This is a genomic window from Roseimarinus sediminis (genome assembly GCF_050433125.1).
Lineage (GTDB): Bacteria > Bacteroidota > Bacteroidia > Bacteroidales > Prolixibacteraceae > Roseimarinus > Roseimarinus sediminis.
Genome location: NZ_JBNPXV010000002.1, coordinates 370767 through 394568, shown reverse-complemented (window position 1 = coordinate 394568; position 23802 = coordinate 370767). Strand labels below are relative to the sequence as shown.

The window sequence follows — 23802 nt, the reverse complement described above, 5'->3', positions numbered from 1 at the left end:
GGCTTACTGTTTTATCAGGCAAAGATAAGATTTCGATGTGGAAAGCAGCCCATGAAAGCGAAGCGATTCATCAAATCTGTTCCCAGCCGTTTCGGTACACCGGCCGAACCAGCTGATTCACAAAATGGACAACATTGTGCTTTTCTACTTCCTTGTCGAGCCGCGGAATTCCGTTTTGTATGTAAAGTGGTTGGTAGTTGACAATCTCAAACTCTTCGTAAGGACTCACATTGGTAAAACGCAGCTGGGCACTGTCCCACTCCAGATTTTTTCCCAGCGACTGAATACGAACGGCAATGGTTCCCAAAAGAATGGTTTCGTTTAAGGCCGCCTGTTGATCGAAGCTGGCCGATGGGGCCAGTCGGTTTTGCGGGTTTTCCTTGCAGGCCCTTACCCAGTCGAGTTCATGCCCGCCATCGAGCGGGTTCATGATGCGGGGCAGCTGCTTTTGAAGCCTTGGTTCCACCAGTTCGCCATTTTTTAATACGGCATAATTTTCGCCTCCCGATCCGCAAACCAGCAGTCCTTCGCTTCCTTCAAAAATTACATAGCCATCGTCGTTGCCCATGGGCAAACCGGCAGGAAGCTGAGCAGGGATTTCCGGTTCAATTCCGCCATCATACCAATAAAGTTTTACGGGAGGCATGGCCAGGCGCGGCAGGTTGTCGCGACGGGCAAATTCAAACACAATTTTTTCGGCCTCGGGTGCCGACTGCAGGTTCACCTCGCTGGAACTGGCCTGCACTTTTACGGGAGCTTCGAGTTTCAGGGCACTGAATACCGGTGCAAGCAGGCGGGGACCCGCAGCTGCCAGTGCTCCGTTTCCAAAATTCCACCAGGCCCGCCAGCCAAAAGGAGTATAGGTGTCGTTGTAATCGATCATGGGCGCCGGCCCTACAAACAAATCCCAGTTCAGTGTTTTGGGCACCCTCATCTTTTTATCGGGATAGTAGCCCCCCTGCTGCCAGTGTGGCTGCGGGCTGGCTACGTGTACTTTTTCAATTTCACCAATGCTCCCGGCCCACAATATTTCACAGATGGCCCGCAGCTGGTCGGTCGAGGCATGCTGATTTCCCTCCTGTGCCACTACATTGTACACGCGGGCCGTCTCCGTCATTCGGCGGGCTTCAAAAATTGCGTGCGCCATGGGTGTTTGTACAAAAACATGCTTCTGAAGTTGCATGGCAGCCATGGCGGCCACCGAATGCGTATGATCGGGCGTGGCAATCAGTACCGCATCGATCTGCTTTTCGTTTTCAAGCATTCTTCTGAAATCGGTATAGTACGCTGCATTGCTCCAGCGCCTGACCGCTTTTCGCGCATAAGCTTCATCCACATCGCAAAGGGCCACAATGTTTTCCTTTTCGAGATGCAATAAATTGGTGTAACCGGCCCCTCCTACTCCAATGGCAGCAATATTGAGCTTGTCGCCGGGTGCCTGATAAGCCGAACGTGCAAGCACATGCGAGGGAATGATACTTAAAGCAGCCAGACCGGCAGCCGATGTTTTCAGAAAATCACGACGTGTTGTCGCTTTCGGGCTCTTCGACATAGTTGATATGAATTTAGCCAACTAAAATATAAATTATCGGAACAAAACTTCTGCCTGGTGATGATTTTAGCATTCCTTAAGCTTTATTCATTCATTTCAGGAATGCGCGGTTTCATTTGGAATGGTGAAATAAAAGGTGCTGCCCTGCCCTTCAACACTGTCGACCCCTATTTCGCCTCCCCACGAGCTGACCATTTCGCGGCAGAGCTGTAAACCCATTCCGGTACCTGCTTCTCCATCGGTGCCGCGTGTTGAATAATTCGACGACTGGTCCCAGAGTAGTTTGATTTTATCGGTATCGATGCCAATGCCGTTATCGCTTACCCGGAGCACAATGTTGCCGGGCATTCGAAGCATTTCTACCTTTACGGTTCCGTTTTTCGGTGTAAATTTCAGGGCATTGGCCAGCAAATTGCGCAGTACCGTTTGCACAAAATACTGATCGGCATAAGCACTACATACATCAGGAGCGATGAGTCGGAGCTCTATTTGTTTGGAAGCTGCCAGCGATTCGAACAAAGTCAGCACCTCATGAATGCTGACACACAAGTCGATGGTTTCAGGATTGGGAACCAATTGACCGGCCTGAGCTTTCGACCAGGCCAGCAAATCGTTCAGCAGGTTGAAGATCGACAGGGCTGAACGTTTGATATTGTCCAGCATTTCTTTTTGCTGCTCAGCAGTATACTGCTCCGGCTCGTTGTCCATTAAACCCAGCATACCCAACAAGCCATTGAAGGGGCTTCGCAGATCGTGTGCCAGAATGGAAATGAAACGGTCTTTATCGGCATTGAGTTTTCGAAGTTACGCTTCGGTTTCAATTTTTTCGGTGATATCTTCTTTGATGGCAATGTACTTGATGGCTTCGCCCCGGCGATTCAGCATGGGAAAAACGATCGCCCGCTCCCAAAACAGGCTTCCGTCTTTTTTCTGATTCTCAAAAACACCCTGCCATTTTTCGCCCTTTTGAATGTTTTGCCACAGTTCTTCGTCGTCGGGATCGGGATTATGCGTACTCTTAAGCATGTTGGGATGACGTCCCAGCAGTTCGTGCGACTTGTATCCGGTAGTGAGCTGGCAGGCCGGGTTCACATAGTCAATGCTTCCATCGAGTGTGGTGATCATGATGCTGACGGGGCTTTGCTCCACCACCTCGAAAAACAGGCGATACTTTTTCCCCAGCTCAATGGAGCGGCTGCGCACAATGAAGAAATAGCCGGCCCCCACACTGAGCAGCACCATCAGCAGCCGGCCGGCCCAGATCAGCAAGCGCAGTAAAGCTCCCCGCTCATCGCCGGCAGCGGGCTCAAGAACATACAGCCACTCGCTACCATAAACCCTCATGTTGAAACGATGGCTGCCGGGCTTTTCCAGGATGGCAGGGTCACCATAAAGGCAATCGACCTGTCCTGAGCGTACAACAACCACGGCCTCGTTAAAATTCCGGGAGGGGATGTGGCCAAAGGTCGACTGCATCAGACTGTCGACATCGATCACGGTACTTAGCATGCCCCAGTAGAGCGAATCGAAGAAAACCGGTTTGCGAAAAATAAGGGCAATTCCGCCCTGGATCAGCTCCAGCGGACCGTCCATCACAATTTCACCGCTTTCGATTCCCTTTTGTACACTGGGCCATTGATCGGGTACATCGCGATAGTCGTGTCCCAGAGCCGCTTCATTGCCTTCGACGAGATAAATCCAGGCAATGCGCGTTCCCCGGGCAACAGCCAGATTGCGGATATGCCCGATGCTTTGGGCATGCAGGTGCCGCAGCAACTCCTGCACCTCGAGGGAATCGATTTGATGCTGATGAAGTTTCAGATAAGCTTCAAGACCCGAATTCAAATAAATCAGCGAGCTCAGTTCCCGCTCAAAACTGATGGTCATTTCCTTTGCCACTTCGGCAGCCAGATTTTGCTCCCGGGTAACAAGCTTTTGTTTCCAAAGATAAATCAGCGATTCAAACAGAAGCAAGAGCAAAATTAAACTGCCCAGTCCATAAATTACCCCCTTGATTTTGCCTGATAATACGTTCAATGTCTTTTCTGTTTAAATGATGATTTCTCGTTTATATGACCTTCGCCCATTGAGGTGCATCAAATTAGGGTATATTTCGTTGCAAATCCAGTACGGGGCACAATAAGTAGCTGAAAATTCATTATTGACCGGTGAAAACTATAAAAATGTAGTGTTCGGCCCTTGATTGTTAAATAGAAAATACAGCTTGATATTCTCCTTTGAGAGATGGAAATCAAACAAGCACTTCGATGGACTTATTCAAAAAAGACTTTGTACGAAGCAGTTGGTATCAAAGGGAAAAAACTAAGCTGGTAAAGTTGAAGTGCTTCGTAGGCTTCACCTGCTTTGTTTACTTCAATATCGTTGGGATCGGTACTATAATATATGGCACTTGGATTTTTTCGGTTGTAAGCATTATAAACCGAAAAATTCCATTGTGTCCGCCGACCTTTTTTGGTAAGTGTTTCTTTCCTTAGACCCAGATCGAGGCGATGATAAGCCCTCATTCGGCGGCTATTGCGTTCTCCATAAATAAGAATAAAGGCGCAAGCCATTTAATAGTTTGCGCCTTTTTCAATATTATATCCTGAATTTTTAATTTCGAAATACCAGCTCCTGATCAACAACATCGACCACTACCGGCTGCTCCCTGTTGATGGTTCCGCCCAGGATTTGCTTCGAAAGATCGTTGAGCACATGTTGCTGCAGTACCCTTTTTACGGGGCGTGCACCGTATTGTGGATCGAAGCCAAGCGCTGCCATCCAGTCGATGGCCTGTTCGCTTATCTCAATTTGTATGCCCTGCTTCTTCATGCGGCCGGCAATGCGCTCAAACTGAAGCTGCACAATGTTTCGAATCTCCTTCCTTCCCAATGGCAGGAACATAATGGTGTCGTCGATGCGGTTCAGGAACTCAGGCCTTATGGTTTTCTTCAGCAAATCGAATACCTGCATGCGTGCCTGCTCGTATTTCTCATAGCGGTTTTCTTCGTTGATTCCTTCAAAGCTTTTCTGAATCAGCTGAGAACCGATGTTTGAAGTCATGATAATGATGGTGTTGGTGAAATTGACCAAACGCCCTTTGTTATCGGTCAGACGGCCATCGTCGAGCACTTGCAGCAGTACGTTGAACACGTCGGGGTGTGCCTTTTCAATCTCATCGAAGAGCACTACCGAATAAGGTTTGCGTCGCACCGCCTCGGTGAGCTGGCCTCCTTCGTCGTAGCCCACATATCCCGGAGGAGATCCAATGAGGCGGGTTACCGAGAATTTCTCCTGGTACTCGCTCATGTCGATGCGGGTGATCATGTTTTCGTCGTCGAAAAGGTATTCGGCCAGCGCTTTGGCCAGCTCGGTTTTTCCCACTCCGGTGGTTCCCATGAAAATGAAAGAACCGATGGGACGTTTTTCATCCTGGATACCCGCCCGACTGCGCCGAACAGCATCGGCCACGGCATGGATGGCTTCCTTCTGTCCCACCACCCTTTTAGCCAGTTCTTCATCGAGCTGAAGCAGTTTCACCCGTTCACTTTCCATCATTTTTGATACGGGAATGCCGGTCCAACGGCTCACCACACCGGCAATGTCGTCGGCATCGACCTCCTGTTTAATCAGCGAGCTCTTCTTCTGCTTCTTTTCGAGTTCCTGCTCCTGCCGTACAATTTCTTCTTCAGCATTTTTGATGAGTCCGTACCTTATTTCAGCCACCTTGCCATAGTCGCCGCTTCTTTCGGCCTGTTCGGCCTGAATGCGGTATTCTTCGATGTGCTGTTTCATTTTCTGAATGCCATCGATCAGTTCCTTTTCGCTTTCCCATTCGGCACGGTAACGGCTGCGTTCTTCCTGCAGATTGGCCAATTGTTCTTCGAGTTCCTTTAATTTCGAATGATCATTTTCACGCTTAATGGCCTCGCGTTCGATTTCGAGCTGCATGATGCGGCGTTCAATTTCGTCGAGCTGCTGAGGCACCGAATCCATTTCGAGGCGCAGTTTCGAGGCGGCCTCATCGATCAGGTCGATGGCCTTGTCGGGCAAAAAGCGTTCGGTAATGTAGCGCTGCGAAAGTTCAACCGCCGTGATCAGGGCTTCATCCTTGATGCGCACCTTGTGGTGGTTTTCATAGCGCTCCTTCAAACCGCGCAAGATGGCAATGGCACTCAGCGTATCGGGCTCATCGACCATTACATGCTGAAAGCGGCGTTCGAGGGCTTTGTCCTTTTCGAAATACTTCTGGTATTCATTCAGGGTGGTGGCACCAATGGCACGCAAGTCGCCCCTTGCCAGAGCAGGTTTCAGTATGTTGGCGGCATCCATGGCACCCTCGCTTTTGCCGGCCCCCACCAGGGTATGTATTTCATCGATAAAAAGGATGATCTCGCCATTGGCTTTCACCACTTCGTTGACGACCGATTTTAACCGTTCTTCGAATTCACCCTTGTATTTGGCACCGGCAATCAGCGCTCCCATGTCGAGTGAGAAAATCAGCTTCGATTTCAGGTTCTCGGGCACATCGCCCTTGAAAATTCGCTGGGCCAGTCCTTCGGCAATGGCCGTTTTTCCGGTACCGGGTTCACCAATCAATATGGGGTTGTTTTTGGTTCGCCTCGACAGGATTTGCAGCAAACGCCTTATTTCGTCATCGCGCCCGATTACCGGGTCGAGTTTTCCCTGCCGGGCCTGCTCAACCAGGTTGATGGCAAAACGTCCCAGCGAATTGAATTGGTCTTCGGCCGATTCGCTGTCTACTTTGGCTCCTTTGCGCAACTCATCGATGGCTGCCTTTAATTCCTTCACCGCAAAACCACTGTCCTTCATCATGCGGGCCACTTCGTCGCCGGCTTCGAGCAGTCCCAGTAAGAGGTGCTCCACCGACACATATTGGTCGCCCATGTCGGAAGCATGTTGAATGGCTTTTTGTACGGCCTTGTTGGCCGCGTTCGACAAAAAGGGCTGTCCGCCGCTCACTTTGGGATAACGATCGATGAGCTGATCGAGCACCATGTTCATGTTTTGCGTGTTGATGCCCGTTTTGTTGAAAAGATAGTTGCTCACATTGTCGGCCACCTGCTGCAGTGCCTTCAGTATATGAGCTGTTTCGATGGCCTGTTGTCCTTTCGACGCGGCAATCTGGGCTGCCTGATTGATGGTATCGCGCCCTTTTATGGTAAAATTATTTAAGTTCATGTTTCAGTTTTTATATTCAACCGTGCCGGCTTCAAAAATGTTTCCAATGGGTAAAAACTGAAAATTAGTCAGCCAGCAGCAGCCGACAAGCGCCATAATTTCAGCAAAGCAGCTGAAAAACTGGCATTTCGGCAGAAACAGAACTTTACTTTTTGAATTACCAGATTGGGCTGAAGCCCAAATTCATCAATCACGATCAGTTAGCCCGGGCTGAAGCCCGGGGCTATTGAAAACCTTCTATTACAAGGGATTTATCCCAATCTTAATTATTTTTACCGGACAACAGAAAACCAGCAATGAAAGACTGTAAGCTTTGGAGGAGCTTAAAAAAATCTGTTATTGGAAAAGACAGATCAGCGTTGTACGACAATGGTACGAAGGATCACAAAAGGGCTTCCATCCTGATCGGGGCCTTCAATTTTCAGATCGTAGCTGCCGGGTTCAATACCGCTATTCAGTGTCAGTGTCACAGGCTTTCCGGCTTCGAGTACCAGCGACGGATTCCAGTACAGGCAGTTGGCAGGCGCCTGCTGTTGTGCTGAAGAAAAGGGTGCTTGTTCCTCTTTTCCGAGGAGCTGATAGGAAAGAAAAATACTTTCGTCGGGGAAGGTCATCTCTCCCATGTCGTTTGCTTTGGAAATGAAATGCACCACTCCGCCATAAAGCATGTTGCCCCGGTAATAAGGCAGATCGAGCACTTCCACCCGGCTGATCTTTCGCGGATTCACTTTGAGCAGACTGCCCACATCGCTCACTTTCACCCCGTCGATCATCACCAGGGCTTCGTAGCTTTGCATTTCGGTGTAGTTACTGTAAACCGACAGTTCAGGTCCCTTGCTTGTATTCCGAACCCTGACATTCGGCAATAATTCTTCAATGTAATCGATAATGCGTGGCAGTTCAATAAAATCGTCAAAACTTTTAACATAAGCCGGAGTGCCGTAAAAGAAACTGCTGTCTTGCACTGCTTCGGTCGCATTCACTGCGGCTGTATCGCTATAGTAAATCGATTGGAGCTGTGCCCTCATGATCAGGTCGTTGTACCAGGCAAGCGTGTCGGCCGAAAGATCAAGGGGAACAAAGGGCAGATTCAAAGGACGATGTTCAAAATCGTTATCGATCAGTAAGCCTGCTGTTTGAAGATAATCCCGGGAGCTCACATCGAGAAACAAATCAGCTACTCCACTTTTGTTTCCCAGATCAATATAGAAGGCACCATCTTCCCTGCTTAAAACTTCGGCCGATGTTCTTTCCCCGTCCATCATGGTCATCCACACCTTTGAATAAGCCAGGGGCTGTGCATCGTCTTTGCTGATTACCTTTCCCGAAATACTTACCCCCCGTGTTTCGGGAATAAAACGCAGCGTATCGGGCTTCATCATTGCATCGGGATAAAACATCCGCCTGCCATTGGCACTGCCACTTTTTACCAGCGAAACACTCACATCGATTTCTTCATCACGCTCATTCTCCATATCAAAAACAAAGGAACTGTTCGTTTTTACTGTTGCCGGAAGTGTACTTATCCGGAGCAGTGGCTTTGTTTCAATTGACTGCAAACGCGCGCTGTCGCTTCCTGCTCCGGAAGATCCCAGTTGTTCTTCAACAAAGGGATTAATTACGGTGATCAGGCGGTACGAAGCGGGCAATGGCGACCAGTTGCGCATCCAGCGGGTATAGGCTCTCAGGTAATAGTTTCCGCTAAGCAGGTGTGCGGGCAGTTGGATACTTCCGGCTGCACCCTGTTCGTTAAAAGCGTATTTACCACGACTCAGCGACTGACCATCGGGACTTACCAATTCAACATAAACCACCTTGCTCAGGCCGGTATTTTTCACGTGCAGCCTGCTTGTATTATAAACCCTGAAATGAATTGTTTCATTGACCATGTAGACCGAACGATCGGATACAACAAGACATGCTTCTTTCATTTCAAGCGCTGAAGCGGAATTTTGCCCCTCTGCCCAAAAGCAGCCACAGCCAAACAGGATAATTAATAAGATTTGAAACGCTTTCATACTTCTTCTTGTTGCCTCATTCAAAAAAATCGGGTTTTTCGAGTACGCCGCCGGTCAGGGTGCAATCGAAGCACTCGGTGGGTGCCCAGGCCCAGGCCTTGCCTATACCGCTTGGATCGTCCACTTCAATCAGGTAAAGCGGACGGGGTTCCGAAGGAATGACCATCTCGATGATAATGGGATTACAATACCGAACATTCAGGTATTCGAAATTGCTGAAACCGCCTTTGATGGTCAATCGTCGGGTAGCTTCCGAAGCTACACCAAAGTAACCTAAAACGATTTCGGAAGAATCGCTTTCGTTCCGTATATTTCCCCTTACCATGGCCGGCTGGGTGGTAAAAAGGCCGTCGGCCTCCTTGTTGTTTTTTCGTATGTTTTCCCAATATTGATAAGCTGCTTTGCTCAGCGACTGTTGCCGCACCAGAATGCTGTAATTGTACATCAGGCGCTGGGTATAGTCGCTCACAAAATGCAGCGGCTTTTTGCGGTAAATCTTATCACTCAGAGCTTCGGTCGAAAGGGTAAACAGTTCATCCACCGTATTGGTTTTATAACAGGTATAGGTAGAATAATCGATGGGGCCCCTCAAGCGGGTGTAGGTTTCCATGTAATATTCCTTGGGCCAGGTAGCATGAAATTCATAGCATTCGTCGATCAGCATGCGGTAATGGCCACTGAAGAAATCACTTCCCCTGTAATCCATGAAAAACTGCACTCCGTTGATGGTGTCGCCCAACTGCGCTGTTGGCCTGGCCTCAACAGCGTAATAAAGCGAATCGATCTCGGGCGAAGGCAACAATTCTTCAAGGGTACTGCGATACTGCTTCCCTTCGTATGTTTCTACTTCGAGTTGAAAAGAAGCACCGGCCAACATCAGCTCTTCGGGCATGGTGGCAGTGTAATAGCCTGGTCGCGAAGCATCTTCGCTGAACCAAACCGTTTCGCTGCCATTTACCAGTACTTGAACATTACAGCCCGACACTCCGTGAAACAAGGGCTGTTCGGTTGACGAGCTTTGCGAAACGCTTATTTCCTGTACGCCGCAACCATCGGTAATCATTCCCGATATGACCAGTTTGGGCCCGATTACCTCGTGATCTTCGAGATAAAAGCGGTCGATGCAGCCAACGGTCACCAGCATCAACAATACCAGGTATAGTTTATTAATTGTTTGCATAGTTTCCAAGTTTCCAGTTCCACGAAATGGTATAAATGGGTACGCCCACCACCGAATATTGATAGCCCTTGATGATGCCGTTATCGCTCTGAAAGAACACCGAATTGACATTATCCCTGCCAGTAGCATTGTAAACACTAAACATCCAATAGCTATGCAGGGCCTTGTTCCTTCGCAGGTTTCCTTCCACCTTCACCGAAAAGTCGGTTCTGAAATAATCGGGTATCCTGAATTCATTGCGCAGCGAATAATCGACATAAGGACGACCTTCGAGGTAGTAAAAACCTACCGGCAGGGTAACCGGGCGGCCTGTATTGTAAACCATATTGCCCGATAAGGAAACACGTCGGTTGATTTTCCAGTTCAACACCAGGTTTACCACGTGGGGTTTGTCGTAATTTGATGCATAGGTCAGGCCCTGATTGATTTTTTCCCAATCTTCCTTCCCATTAATGGTAATCAGGGAACGGGAATAAGTATACGAAAGCCATCCGTTCAGTTTTCCCTGGTCACGGCTGATCATGAACTCAGCACCATAGGCTTCCTGATCGCCCTGCAAAACTGTTGTTTCGGCAAAGGGTGTCGAAAGGAAATCGGCTCCGTCGCGGTATTCCACCAGGTCGTCCGCCTGTTTGTAGTACACTTCGGCCGAAGCCAAAAAACCTGTTTCATGCGCATCGTGATAATAGCCCAGCGACAGCTGATCGGACGACTGTGGGCGAATGTGCCCGTCGGCCAGTTTCCACTGATCGGTAGGGGTAATCGAAATGGTATTGCTAAGCATAAACAGGTACTGTTGCATTTGCGTAAAAGTAGCTTTCACGGTCCCCTCGGGCGTCAATTTAAAATCGGCTGCAAGTCTTATCTCAGGAGCATGATAGGCTGCCATTGACTCTCGGCTGTTGTAAGTTATCAGTTCGCTCACATTGGCATCGTTTCGCTCAGCGCCCGGAAAATACTGCCGCATGGTACCTGGTCCCAGCGCGGTGAACAGGCTGTAGCGTAAACCGGCATATAGCGAAAAGCGACTGCCAAACTGGATTTGGTCGGCCAGAAAAAGGGCTGATTCAAGTCCTCTTTCTTCACCCAGTGCCACCATGGCCTTGAACGATTCTTCGCCGTAGGCCTCAACATTACCCCGGTCGAGCAGGTAAAACACCGAGTTGATTCCGGCCTTCACCTGATGACTCCGCACGGGCGTCCAGTCGAGTTCGGCTCTGGCTTCGTAATGTCCAATGTTATAGCGGTGCTGATAGGCAGCCGACACCGCACGCTGATCGGTAGTTTGATAGGAATAGTTACTCACAATGGCCTGGGCTGTAGCTTTTATGCGTTCGGAATAACGATGATCGTAGCGCAGGGCTGCCCCCAGGTTACCATAATTGTATGCACTGAGTTCATTCAGATTGAAATGGTCGTTTGATCCATACACCAGCAAATTAAGATGCTGCCGATTGTTGATATCGTAGTCGATGCCTCCGGTAAAGTCGTAAAACGAAGCTTTACTGTTTCGCAGTTCCGGATCTTCGAGCCGTTTGAGCAACCAATTGGAGTAAGAGCTGCGGGCGCTCATCACCAGCGAAGCCTTGTCTTTGACCAGGGGTGCCTCGATGGCTACATTGGCCGACACCGGACTGACTCCGCCCGAGGTGAAAAATTCCTGTTTGTTTCCGGGGCGGGTTTGCAATTCGAAAACCGACGACAGTCGCCCGCCGTAATTGACCGGAACCTGCCCTTTGTATACGGTAAAATTTTCAACAATGTTGGCATTCACCGACGAAAAGAAACCAAAAAGGTGAGCGCTGTTGTACACCGGAATGTTGTTGATGTAAAAAAGGTTTTGATCGGCATTTCCACCCCTTACGTTCACCCCGCCCGAACCTTCGCTCACACTGACAATACCCGGCAGCATCTGGGCAATTTTCATTACATCCTTCTCTCCCATTAAAGCCGGAATTTCCTTCATGGTGAGAAAATCGACCGACTCCATACCGCCTTTGCTTCCCCGGCGAAGCGACTGCTGACGAACCAGTACCTCGTCGATGGCCATGGTACTTTCTTCCATTTGAAGTGCAAAGTTACCTGCTGAATGCACCTGAAGCGTTGCATTCAAATCTTTCATACCCATACATTGAAAAACCACATCGTAGCTTCCGGGCTGAATATCCAGCACCAGCTTTCCGAGGCTGTTGCTGGCAGCCCCTTTAGCACTCTCCTTGATGAAAATGGTTGCACCAATCAGTGCTTCCCCGTCGGCCGATGAGCTGACATGTCCTTCCACCCTCACAGTGGCTCCCCGACGAAGCACTCCGTTGGCTTCTCCCACTTCGATTGTAATTTTTGCATTGGCATTTCTTCCCCTGAGATAGTTGTCTTCAGAAAGATCGCGCACAGCCTGCTGATTGCTCTCCTGTAACTTTGGCTGTAACTGACTTATATTTTGCCCGAAAGGCATTAAAAAGACAGTACCGGCAGGACTGATGTACCACGAAATATTCACCGGCAGGAATACCTGACCGAATAATTCTTCCATGCCATATTCACCTGATTCCAGCTCAATGCGGAAGTCTTGGATCCACTTTTCCCTGTAATAGAAGTTTAAACTGTATTCCTGCTCCAGTTGAGTAAGAAAATCGACCAGGAGATAATCAGCCAGCGGTTCCTGAATGATCACCTTTTGATCACTTTGTGCATTGGCTGTACTGCCCCATAAAAACAAAAAAACGATCAGTATCCGGCTCATATCATTGATCAGTTTTTTCACAATATTGTATCAGCATTTCCAGCTGGTAAGTATTCATACTTCTAAAATTAAATTGCTTTTCAGCCAGATAGGCTCTGATTTCTTTTCTGCTTTCTTCGGGAAAAAGGCGAAGGAAACTGCGACGGTTTCTGAAAGAATGCAGCATTTCATTTTTCAGAAGATAAAAAGCTGGTTTGGCTTTCAGATAATAATACCCTGCATTGTCGCCCGTTGTTCGAAAGGCTTGCTCTTTGGTCCAGCTGATATAGCAGGCAAGGTCGCCTTCGTATATCACTTCCAGGAAACGGCTGTCGATTTGCTTATACGGGTTGGGGATGAAGCGATGCCCGGGAATGCTGATTAAATCGAGCACATCGGGATTCAGTACTATTTCACGTTGGGCACCTACCTGATCGGTAAATTGCAATACCATTAACTGAAGTAGCAGATCGTATTTAATCAGTTGATTTTCATATAGCCGGCCTTTGATCAACAAATCGGCACGGTAGCTTTCTGACTTTTCGCCATAAAATGCCACCCCTCCCCTGACTCCGCTTTGGGAATAGTATAAAGTACCGGAATAAAGTTGATTATCCTTTCCATACAAAGCATCAAAATATGCCTTATGTTCATCGGGTGCTTTGTTTTGAGCAAAAAGAGAGTGCGTCGAACAAAGAAAAACAGCAGCAAAAAAAGTAACTATTTTAGGCAACATCTTAAACGGGTAATTCGTTCGTTGGGGAACTTAATTAAAACTTAGCACTAAATAAGTTTAAAATTCAGGAACTACCATAAAAAAATAAAAAATAACTGTTACTCCGGCATTAAAAAAAGTTATTCATGAGTTTTATCAGGAAAGTACAACAGCAAAAACGAACAAGTTCGTTCCACTTACTTTGCGGGCAGTTGTTGCTACTAAATTTTGATATTTGTCAGAGAGCGCGTTCGAAGGGCTACTTGATGAGAAGCAATCATAAAAAGGAAAAGGATGACTTGCGCCATCCTCTAAATCCTAACCAAACCTAATTCTATGAAAAATCTATTGCTTTACTAACGAAACAAAGATAAGGCGAAACTCCGTTAACAACTGATAATCAAAGTTAATATTTGTTAAACCCTCAATAAATAAAGGTATCGAGCCATATCGATATTTTGTGCCAAGTTTTTAAGGCATAAAAAGACAAAAATATTAACTTTGCGAACCGTTAACGTTTGGCATTCAACGAAACTGCACAGCATGTACAACGATTTAAGTTTTAAGAACTGAAAATTAAGGTCTAACACAAGAAAAAAATCATAAACAAACATTTATTATGGCTACAAAGTACGTTTACACTTTTGGAAACGGTCAGGCAGAAGGCAAGGCCGATATGAAAGAATTGTTGGGCGGCAAGGGTGCGAACCTGGCCGAGATGAACCTCATTGGGGTTCCGGTGCCTCCTGGTTTCACCATTACCACCGACACCTGTACCATCTACAATCAGATTGGCAAAGAGAAGGTTATTGAACAGATCAAAGATCAGGTTGAGGATGCCATGAAACAGGTTGAATCGATCATGAACATGGGTTTTGGTTCAAAAGACAATCCCCTGCTGATGTCGGTTCGCTCGGGTGCCCGTGTATCGATGCCGGGTATGATGGACACCGTTTTGAACCTTGGAATGAACGATGAAGCAGTGGAAGCCATCGCCAAAAAATCGGGTAACGAACGTTTTGCATGGGACTCCTACCGTCGCTTCGTACAGATGTATGGCGATGTGGTACTGGGCATGAAACCCGAATCGAAAGAAGACATTGATCCTTTTGAAGAGATCATGGAAGAAATGAAAGAAGCCAAAGGGGTTGAAAACGATAATGAACTCGATGTGAGCGACCTCAAGGAAATGGTAGCCAAATTCAAAGCGGCCGTTAAACGCGTAACAGGTCATGACTTCCCTGTTGATCCATGGGAGCAGTTGTGGGGAGCCGTTACCGCTGTATTCGACAGCTGGATGAATCCACGTGCCAATTACTACCGCGCCATGAACCAGATTCCCGAAGAATGGGGAACTGCCGTAAACGTTCAGGCCATGGTATTTGGTAATATGGGTAACAACTCAGCGACCGGTGTGGCTTTTACCCGTGATGCTGCCACCGGAGAGAATGTTTTCAACGGTGAATACCTGATCGACGCTCAGGGCGAAGATGTGGTAGCCGGTGTGCGCACGCCGCAGCAGATTACCAAAGAAGGTTCGTTGCGTTGGGCCAAACTGGCTGGTGTATCTGAAGAAGAACGTATGGCCAAATTTCCTTCGCTTGAAGAAGCAATGCCTGCGGCATACAAGGAACTGGATGAAACCCAGAATAAACTGGAAGACTATTTTAAAGATATGCAGGACCTCGAGTTCACCATTCAGGATGGTAAGCTTTGGATGCTGCAAACCCGTAACGGTAAACGTACTGCTGCGGCCATGGTAAAAATTGCCATGGACATGCTCAACGAAGGCAAAATCGACGAGAAAACCGCCATCCTGCGTCAGGAGCCCAACAAGCTCGACGAACTGCTGCACCCTGTTTTCGATAAGAAAGCCATCAAATCGGCCAATGTACTGGCCAAAGGCTTGCCAGCATCGCCCGGTGCAGCTACCGGCCAGCTGGTTTTCCATGCCGACGAAGCCAACAAGTTTCCGGTAACCATTCTTGCCCGTGTTGAAACTTCACCCGAAGACCTCGAGGGAATGGACATTGCAAAAGGTATTCTTACCGCACGGGGTGGTATGACCTCTCACGCAGCCGTTGTTGCACGTGGTATGGGTAAATGCTGTGTTTCGGGTGCCGGCGATTGCAAAATCAATGGAAAAGCCCGTACGCTTACTGTTGCAGGAAAAACCTTCAACGAAGGCGACTGGATTTCACTCAACGGTTCAACCGGTGAAGTATATGAAGGAAAAATTGCCACCATCGATCCCGACCTGAGCGGTGACTTTGGTGCCATTATGGACCTGTCGGATAAATTCCGTCAAATCAAGGTGCGCACCAATGCCGAAACTCAGCGTGATGCCAACGTAGCCCGTAAATTCGGTGCCGAAGGAATTGGCTTGTGCCGTACCGAACACATGTTCTTCGAAGGAGAACGCCTGGTTCGTATGCGCGAAATGATTCTGGCTGATGATGAAGCCGGCCGCAGAAAAGCATTGGACAAACTGCTTCCTATCCAGCGTCAGGACTTTACCGACGTATTTGAAGCCATGGCCGGATTGCCGGTAACAGTGCGCCTGCTCGACCCGCCATTACACGAGTTTGTACCCCACGAAGAAGCCAATCAGAAGGCAATGGCCGAAGAAATGGGAATTTCGGTAGAAGTAGTGAAACAAAAGGTAGAAGACCTCCACGAATTCAACCCCATGCTGGGGCACCGCGGATGTCGTCTTGGAAACACGTATCCTGAAATTACCGAAATGCAGGCCCGTGCCATCATCGAAGCTTGTCTCGACCTGAAAGCCAAAGGCATTGAGACCTTCCCTGAAATCATGATTCCACTGGTAGGTACTGCCAAGGAACTTAAACTGCAGGAAGAAATCGTTCGTACAGCTGCCAACGCAGTATTTGCTGAACGTGGTGACAAGATCGACTACCTGGTTGGAACCATGATTGAAGTTCCCCGTGCAGCCGTAACTGCTGACGAAATTGCCGAATCGGCCGAATTCTTCTCGTTTGGAACCAACGACCTGACCCAGATGACTTTCGGTTATTCACGTGACGATGCCGGCAAATTCCTTCCTGTTTACCTGAAAAAGGGCTTGTTGAAAAACGATCCGTTCCAGGTACTCGATCAGGAAGGTGTTGGCCAGCTGGTGAAAATGGGTATTGAAAAAGGACGCAGCACCCGCGAAAACCTCAAAGTAGGTATTTGTGGTGAGCACGGTGGTGAGCCAAGCTCGGTTGAATTCTGTGTTCGTGCCGGAATGAACTACGTAAGTTGTTCACCTTTCCGCGTACCAATTGCCCGTTTGGCTGCTGCACAGGCTGCATTGCGCTAATCGTGTATTGATACAGAAAAATACATTATTTAATAAGCCGAAAGCCCTGTTCACAACGAACAGGGCTTTCTTTTTACTGAACAAACAACAGCTGTTTTATTTGAAAAATTCTTCCCTACAATGGATTTCGTTTCGATTTGTTCGACTTGTACACCGAAGGACTCTCGCCAAAATGCCGCTTAAAAGTCTTGCCAAAATAGTTCGAGTCGTTGAACCCTACTGCCAGGCTAATTTCGTTGATCGATTTATCGGTGGTATTAATCAGGCGGGCTGCTTCTTTCATCCTGATCATCCGCAGGTATTCATTGGGCGCATAACCACTGGCTGCCTTCATTTTCTTAAAAAACAAGGTGCGACTGATGCCCATTTTTTCAACCAAAAACTCAACATTCATATCCGCATTCGACATATTGTCTTTCACATACGAGGTCACTTCCTCCATGAAGTCGGCTTCAATTTTCACTGCCTGCTCCGGAGCCTTGGGATCAACCGTGTTTTCATTTCCAAAACGGTTTTTTAGTCTTTTCCGCAGCAGGATGGTTTTTTCAATTTTTGTAATCAGGTAATTGAGGTTGAAAGGCTTCACCACAAAATCGTCGGCACCACATTCGGCGGCTTCAATTTTTTTCTCATCCGAAGATTCGGCGGTAAGCAAAATAACCGGTATATGACTTGTATTGAAATCGTCTTTCAATCTGCGTGTTAATTCATAGCCATCCATAAGGGGCATCATCACATCGGAGACCACCAAATCGGGTTGATACCTGCGGGCCAGCTCGAGTCCTTTTTCTCCGTCTTCGGCCTCAATCAGCTTGTATTTTGCCGATAACTCACCACTCAGGTAATTGCGCATTTCTTCATTGTCTTCCACCACCAGAATACTTTCCATGTAAGCAGCCACATGTTTGTGTACCTGTTGTCCGGCTGAACGGTGCGATACAATGATCTCAATGTCATCGATCGATTTCAGGTCGAAAGCAAGCTGCGATCGTTCGTCGGCTGCAATTTCTTCGGGCTGATAGGCCTTCGTGTTTACCGGAATATCGACACTAAAGGTGGCTCCTCCCCTGTGATTATTGAATGCTTCGATATTCCCCCTGTGCAGATGCACCAGCTCTTTTGTAAAGAAAAGACCGATGCCCGAACTGTTTTTACTGTTGTAGAAGCGATCGAAAATGTGAGGCAGTTCTTCCTTGTCGATTCCCATGCCTTCGTCTTCAACCTTAATATTCAGTGTTCCGGAGCTTTCACCGCCACTAATGATCAGCTTCACATGTTTTCCAACCGGCGTAAACCGAAAGGCATTCGACAGCAGGTTGTAGGTAATTTTCTCGAGCTGACGCACATCGGCATAACCTTCGATGCTTTCGGGCTGATAACTGTATTCAAAGATGATTTCCATTTTTTGTGCCAGGGGCAAAAATACCAGATAGATTTCTCTGAAGAATTCAACAAGATTCAACGGAGCTACCTTCAACTGCATTTTCCCTTCCCTGATCTTCCTGAAATCGAGAATCTGATCAATCAGGCGCTTCAGATAGGTTGCATTGCGCTTGATCTGTAACCCTTTTTTTCGTGCAAAATCAGAACTTTTATGACTCAAAATTATTTCTTCGGCCGGATTCAGTATGAGTGCAAGCGGTGTTTTGAATTCATGTGAAATATTGGTGTAGTACTCCATCCGCTTTTCAGTAATCGCCTGGTCGATCCTGATCCGGTTCTGAATTATGATTTGCCGGTACACCAGAATGGTTGAAACGGTAATCAGCAGCGATGCAATGAGTATAATTAATATGTAACCCGTTGTCGACTTCCAGAAAGGAGGTGTAATTAACAATTCCATTTCGGCAATGTTGCCCATCCATGTACCACTGCTGTTGGTGGCTTTCACCTTGAGCACATAGGATCCCGGTTCAATTTTCCGGTACATGGCATTGTTGGTAGTCGACGGATTACTCCAGTAACTATCGTATCCCTCGAGATAATAAGAATACTGAATGGCTTCGGGCTGCTCATAATCGAGGACTGAAAAATAAAGGGTAATGTTGTTTTGATCGTGACGCAATTTAATGTGTTTCTGGGTTTCGATCGAAGACGACAAAATCTTAGAATTATGGTTGGTAATAAATTCCCCGTTGATTTCGAGTTTTGAAAACATGAGCGGGAACTCGGTTGAGTCTTTTTGTATTGAGTCGGGATGAAAAATCAAAAATCCGTCATTGCTTCCAAACACCAGCTCCTGTCGGGTGGTTTTGCCCGAACAGGTTTCAGAAAAGGTAAGTGGTAAATAGGAGTTCCTAATGTGGTATTTTTCTATTTCACCATCTGAGGGGTTCAGGCGAAACAAACCATTGTCGGTCCCCATCCAGATGAAGCCGTTGTAATCTTCTTCTATACTGTACACATTAGGACTAAGTATCTGACTCTTATGATGGATCCACTTAAAATTACGCTTTCTGAAATCTTCGGCTTTCAGCTGGTTGATACCACCATCGAGCATGGCCAGAAAAATGTCGTTGTTTTTCGACTGTTTGATCTGGTAAATCACCTTCCCCGACATGCTGTATTCATCTTTTAATGAAGGCTGAATGTTGATAAACTTCTTCTCAGTCGTATTCAGGTATTTGCTTTCCAAAATAGAAATTCCTTCGGAAGTAGCAATCCAGAGGTTTTGTTGTGCATCAAAATACAAGTCGCGCACTTCGGTCGATACAATTCCGTTTTCGTTTCCTGCCAGTGCTTTAAAACTTCTGAATTCGGGCGATGTAAACGGATTGTTTAACAAGTCGAGCCCCCCCAGAAAAGTACCAATCCAATACTGCCCATGCACATCCTGCTCGATGCAATAAACATTGTCCGAGCTCAATGAGTTAGGATCATCGGGATCGTGTACCAGGTGAACCACTTCGACATCGCGGTGGTGAAGCCGGTTCACAAACGAAAGCATCGACTTAATAATATAGATGCCATTGCCTTTGGTTCCAATCCACAAATTGTGTTCATTGTCAAAAAACATACAATACACATTGGTTGGTGGGAAAGCATCTGAATTATTCAGGTCGTCGGGAATAACGCCCACCTGCTCCCGGTTACGGTAGATGTATATTTTCCCGGCCTTGCTACCGAACCATACGTTGCCAAGCACATCGGTAGTAACCGATCGGATATAATTGTCGAAACCGGTTCGTGGTTCCAACACCGGCGCAATGCGGCTCAGGCGGTCGTTTTTCAGTGAAATTTTATTCACACCGCCATAGGAAGTACCAATCCACAGGTTTTTCGACCGGTCTTCGTACAACGACAGCACGATGTCGGACGACAGGCTGCCCGTATTAACCGGTTCATGCTTAAAATGCTGAAAGGACTCATTCTCGCGGTCGTACAAAAACAAACCACCACCGTTGATCCCAACCCATAAATTTCTATTGCTGTCTTCGAGGATGATTTGCTTGTCGGGTTCGCCCAAAAATTCGCGGTTCGAATAATTCAAACCAAAATAAACAAAGCGGCTTTCATCGGGGAGGTACTGATAGATTCCTCTGTTTTCGGTAATCAGCCAGAAGGTACCAAAGCTATCACTTACAATGTCTGAAATAAAAACAGATTTGGGCAGCCTGACCGGGAAGGAAGAAAACACCTTCAGTTGATTATTTCCCGGCTCATAATGCACCAGTTCTCCCTGATTGGTACCAATCAGCATCACCCCGTTTCCGTTATTGTTAATGCTGGACACCTGTCCGCGAAGCTGCCTGCCAATATCCTCAACCACATTGAACTGACGACTTAAAAAATCATAGCGGTACAGTTCACCGTTTTCTGCTCCGGCAAACAGTTTCTGATCGTATTCATGAATGTTTAGAAATACCGTACCGGCCGAAAAAACTTCCGGGGTGTCAGCATAGATCTTGTGCCGCGGAACAAACAGCCTGATCAAACCTTCATTCGATGCCAGCCAGATATTCTGTTCCGAATCTTCAAACACCTCGTTGATGTATTTGTTTTCCATCCAGGGAGCCTGGTCAAACGACTGAGTTAAAAAGCTGGTACTTTCATCCGATAAATAATACACCCTTAGCAAACCTTCGGAATGCAGGATCCATACATCGCCATTCGATGCAACAAAATGCGCTGTTGAGCGGGCTCCGGGTGGCAAATATCCCTGTTCATTAAAATTGATTACTGAATTATGCTCCGGGTCGATGCGGTGTACATTGCCCAGGGTGCTGCGGGCCCAGATGAATCCGTTGAGATCTTCAAAAATAACACTGAGGCGTGAATCACTCAAACTGGCTGTATCACCAATAATGGTCTTATAGGTTTCAAACGAATGCCCGTCGTAACGGTTTAAGCCCCCCGAAGTGGCAAACCACAAATAACCCTTTTCATCCTGTATGATATCGCGAACCAGGTTGTTCGACAGTCCGTCGTTAGAGGAAATATGTTCAAATACATATTCACGGCCCAATAAACTACCAGTAATTACCAGCCCGAGCAGTAGTAAAATCAATCTCATAGTAATGTAATTTCTGCTTTTACAGTAAAACGATGTCAGCGAAATATAAGTATTTTTCAATTATTGGCAATATCGGACGGCGAATACAGTAAAAACTAAAACGCCAGGCTTTCTTTTACCAATAAAAACACAAATACCACGTATATGATGTACGATTTTACCCATCAATAATAACAACTATTAACACTTTTGTAACAAAGAATTTAAAATAAAACTAAACTTAATTTTAAATGCAACAGTTCAGAATCTTGCGAACAGTCCCGTATGTATTGGCTATTTTGTTCCTATTCAGCTGCAACAAAGCCAAAGAAGAATACTACGAAAGGCCGGAATGGTTGGAGCCTCCAATTTACCAGCAACTACAGGAAAAGGGTAATTTCACCAACTATCTCAAGCTGGTTGACAAGGCCAATTATACACAAACACTTAATGGTGCCGGTTATTACACCGTTTTTGCACCTACCGATGAAGCTTTTCAATCGTTTTTTGCCAAGTACAACTTCTCATCGATCGATGACATTGACTCTACTTTTGCAAAAGACATCGTAACGTATTCAATGGCGGTAACTCCTGCGTCGTACGAAACCATCGACGACTTTCAGGATGGCACCACCACGGCAAGCCCTGAAACAACGCTGGACAAAGCATTTAAACGCACCACCTATAACTACAAGTGGGTTTACAAAGAAAGCGATGTAAACGGCGTTGAGCGTTATGTCATCGATTTCAACTCATCGCCCGGAGTAGCCGGTTCTGCCACACAAATATTTAACTCCGACGATTTCAATCAGAAGAACATCCCGTTTTTCACTTCGGCATTTATGGCCCAGCGGGGAATTTCGGCTGCCGACTACAATTACTTCTACCCCGATAAAGCGCTTAGCGATTTCAACGTTGTGAATGCAACAGTAGTTGAAAGAGACCTTTGGGCAGAAAATGGAATTATCCATGTGGTAGATGAAGTGATTGCGCCACTTAACAACCTGGAAGAAATTCTGGCAGCAAGCGATCAGTGTTCCGAATTCAAACGTATGCTCGACAAGTTCATGGTTGATTACGTGTATGCTTTTGAAGATTTCCAGCTCAAATACGAGCAATCGTCGGGCCAAAGGCAGGATGTATACATGAAAGCCTATCGCGGTGCGGCATTTAATTTAAACTGCGAAAATTACATTGGCGGCTATCTGGCCAATACCCAGCGCATGAATGCCCAAACCGACGGCTACACCCTGTTTGCTCCTACCAATAAGGCCATGCAGGATTTCTACAACGATAAATTCTTTAAATACGGTTACAATTCTCTTGAAGAAATGCCCGACTACATCATCAACGAATTTGTAAATGCCCACATGTTTATCAATACCGTGTGGCCTACCCGCTTTGCCACTACCACCAACCTTTACGGAGAAGAAGCACGCTTTGATGCTTATTCTGATGTTAGAAAAAAGGAAATGGGAAGCAATGGCGTTTTTTATGCTGTAGACAAGGTACAGGCAACCAACGCCTTCTCCACCGTACTGGCCGATGTGCTTTTGAATCCCGATTATTCCTTAATGTACCAGGCTTTGCTCGATGTGGAACCCATGGCTGAAAACCTGAAAAGTACCAATGCCCGCTACGTATTGTTTCCCATCTCGAACGACCAGTTTAAACAAGCAGGACTAGAGTACAATTCAAACAGCAATTCATGGGTATTTACCGACGATGTCAACCGCCCCGACCTGGGTACCAGCCCATCTACCGCCTTAGCAAGATTGTTGTATTTACACATTATACTGGTGAACGACGACTCGTTTGACATCACCAAAGGAAACGGACTGGTAAGAGCCTACAACGACGAATACATCGGCTACAACAATGGCCGCGTTTATGGAAGCGGTAATACAGTAGCCCTCAGACCAAGAATTATGTCGCCCATCGAAAGCGGCGCGATCAACGGACAATCGTATGCCCTGAGCAATGCCATCATGTTTTCGAATGGCAACATTGGCGATGTACTTTCAGTATCATCGATCAATGAAAATTACAAGGCAACCTCGGTAATGGCCTATTTAAGAAAGATGGCCAGTGCCACCTACGTGAACGATGAAGGAATTGAAACCTACCTTACCGGTACCGTTTATAACGAAGCCAACAAACAAATCAAAGACATCTCGAATACCAGTTTCATCACCGTGTTCCTGCCCAACGATGCAGCCATTGAGAAAGCGGTTGAAGATGGTGTATTGAAATCGATCGCCAACTTTGCCAATGGTACTCTTGGACCAGAAGTGCTGGCCCAGGACAATCTGGCACTTGAAAATTTCATCAAATACCATATTATTAAAAGCAACATCAAGGTAGGCGATGTACTAAGTACCCATTTATCGACCTACAGAAAACTCGACGATGGTACCTTTGCCACCCTGAAAATTGATGGTGACAATGCGGCCAATCCGGGAACCCTGACCGTTACCGACAATCAGGGGCGTACCGCCAATGTTGTAACATCATCAACAATGGCCTACAATATTCTTGGAAACAGAGCCATTGTACATGTGATCGATAACTATTTGACTTACTGATAAAACCATTT

12 protein-coding genes are annotated in these 23802 nt (G+C 46.9%); 2 read left to right on the top strand and 10 right to left on the bottom strand.

Going from position 1 to position 23802, the window contains the following annotated elements; translation table 11 throughout:
- Nucleotides 1-70: 70 nt before the first annotated feature.
- The 9 genes from FHS86_RS04445 to FHS86_RS04405 form a co-directional block, all read right to left on the bottom strand.
- Nucleotides 71-1552: a Gfo/Idh/MocA family oxidoreductase gene (locus FHS86_RS04445; protein WP_429411563.1), complete on the bottom strand. Its 1482-nt coding sequence runs from the start codon at nt 1550-1552 to the stop codon at nt 71-73.
- Between the two features lie 96 nt (nt 1553-1648).
- Entirely contained in the window at nt 1649-2323 is a 675-nt protein-coding gene (locus tag FHS86_RS04440) for a sensor histidine kinase (protein WP_429411625.1), read from the bottom strand.
- A 33-nt stretch (nt 2324-2356) separates the two neighbouring features.
- Nucleotides 2357-3589: a PAS domain S-box protein gene (locus FHS86_RS04435; protein ID WP_429411560.1), complete on the bottom strand. Its 1233-nt coding sequence runs from the start codon at nt 3587-3589 to the stop codon at nt 2357-2359.
- 236 nt (nt 3590-3825) lie between these two features.
- Complete coding sequence (locus FHS86_RS04430; protein ID WP_429411558.1) at nt 3826-4077, bottom strand: hypothetical protein; 252 nt, start codon at nt 4075-4077, stop codon at nt 3826-3828.
- A gap of 88 nt (nt 4078-4165) precedes the next feature.
- A complete protein-coding gene (gene clpB, locus FHS86_RS04425; protein WP_429411556.1) occupies nt 4166-6754 on the bottom strand; it encodes an ATP-dependent chaperone ClpB in 2589 nt (862 codons plus the stop codon).
- 353 nt (nt 6755-7107) lie between these two features.
- Complete coding sequence (locus tag FHS86_RS04420) at nt 7108-8685, bottom strand: hypothetical protein (RefSeq protein ID WP_429411554.1); 1578 nt, start codon at nt 8683-8685, stop codon at nt 7108-7110.
- A 103-nt stretch (nt 8686-8788) separates the two neighbouring features.
- Nucleotides 8789-9952: a DUF4249 domain-containing protein gene (locus FHS86_RS04415; protein ID WP_429411552.1), complete on the bottom strand. Its 1164-nt coding sequence runs from the start codon at nt 9950-9952 to the stop codon at nt 8789-8791.
- Entirely contained in the window at nt 9939-12695 is a 2757-nt protein-coding gene (locus tag FHS86_RS04410) for a TonB-dependent receptor (protein WP_429411549.1), read from the bottom strand. The genes FHS86_RS04415 and FHS86_RS04410 overlap by 14 nt, the downstream gene beginning before the upstream one ends.
- Nucleotide 12696: 1 nt before the next feature.
- Entirely contained in the window at nt 12697-13410 is a 714-nt protein-coding gene (locus FHS86_RS04405) for a hypothetical protein (RefSeq protein WP_429411547.1), read from the bottom strand.
- Between the two features lie 598 nt (nt 13411-14008).
- Here FHS86_RS04405 and ppdK point away from each other — a divergent pair.
- Entirely contained in the window at nt 14009-16714 is a 2706-nt protein-coding gene (ppdK, locus tag FHS86_RS04400; protein WP_429411545.1) for a pyruvate, phosphate dikinase, read from the top strand.
- Nucleotides 16715-16829: 115 nt separating this feature from the next.
- On the opposite strand, the gene FHS86_RS04395 is transcribed toward ppdK, so the two are convergent.
- Nucleotides 16830-21227 (bottom strand): hybrid sensor histidine kinase/response regulator transcription factor, encoded by a 4398-nt coding sequence (locus tag FHS86_RS04395; protein ID WP_429411543.1) that lies wholly within the window; start codon nt 21225-21227, stop codon nt 16830-16832.
- A gap of 230 nt (nt 21228-21457) precedes the next feature.
- On the opposite strand from FHS86_RS04395, the gene FHS86_RS04390 reads away from it, so the two are divergent.
- Nucleotides 21458-23791 (top strand): fasciclin domain-containing protein, encoded by a 2334-nt coding sequence (locus FHS86_RS04390; RefSeq protein WP_429411541.1) that lies wholly within the window; start codon nt 21458-21460, stop codon nt 23789-23791.
- Nucleotides 23792-23802: the final 11 nt, after the last annotated feature.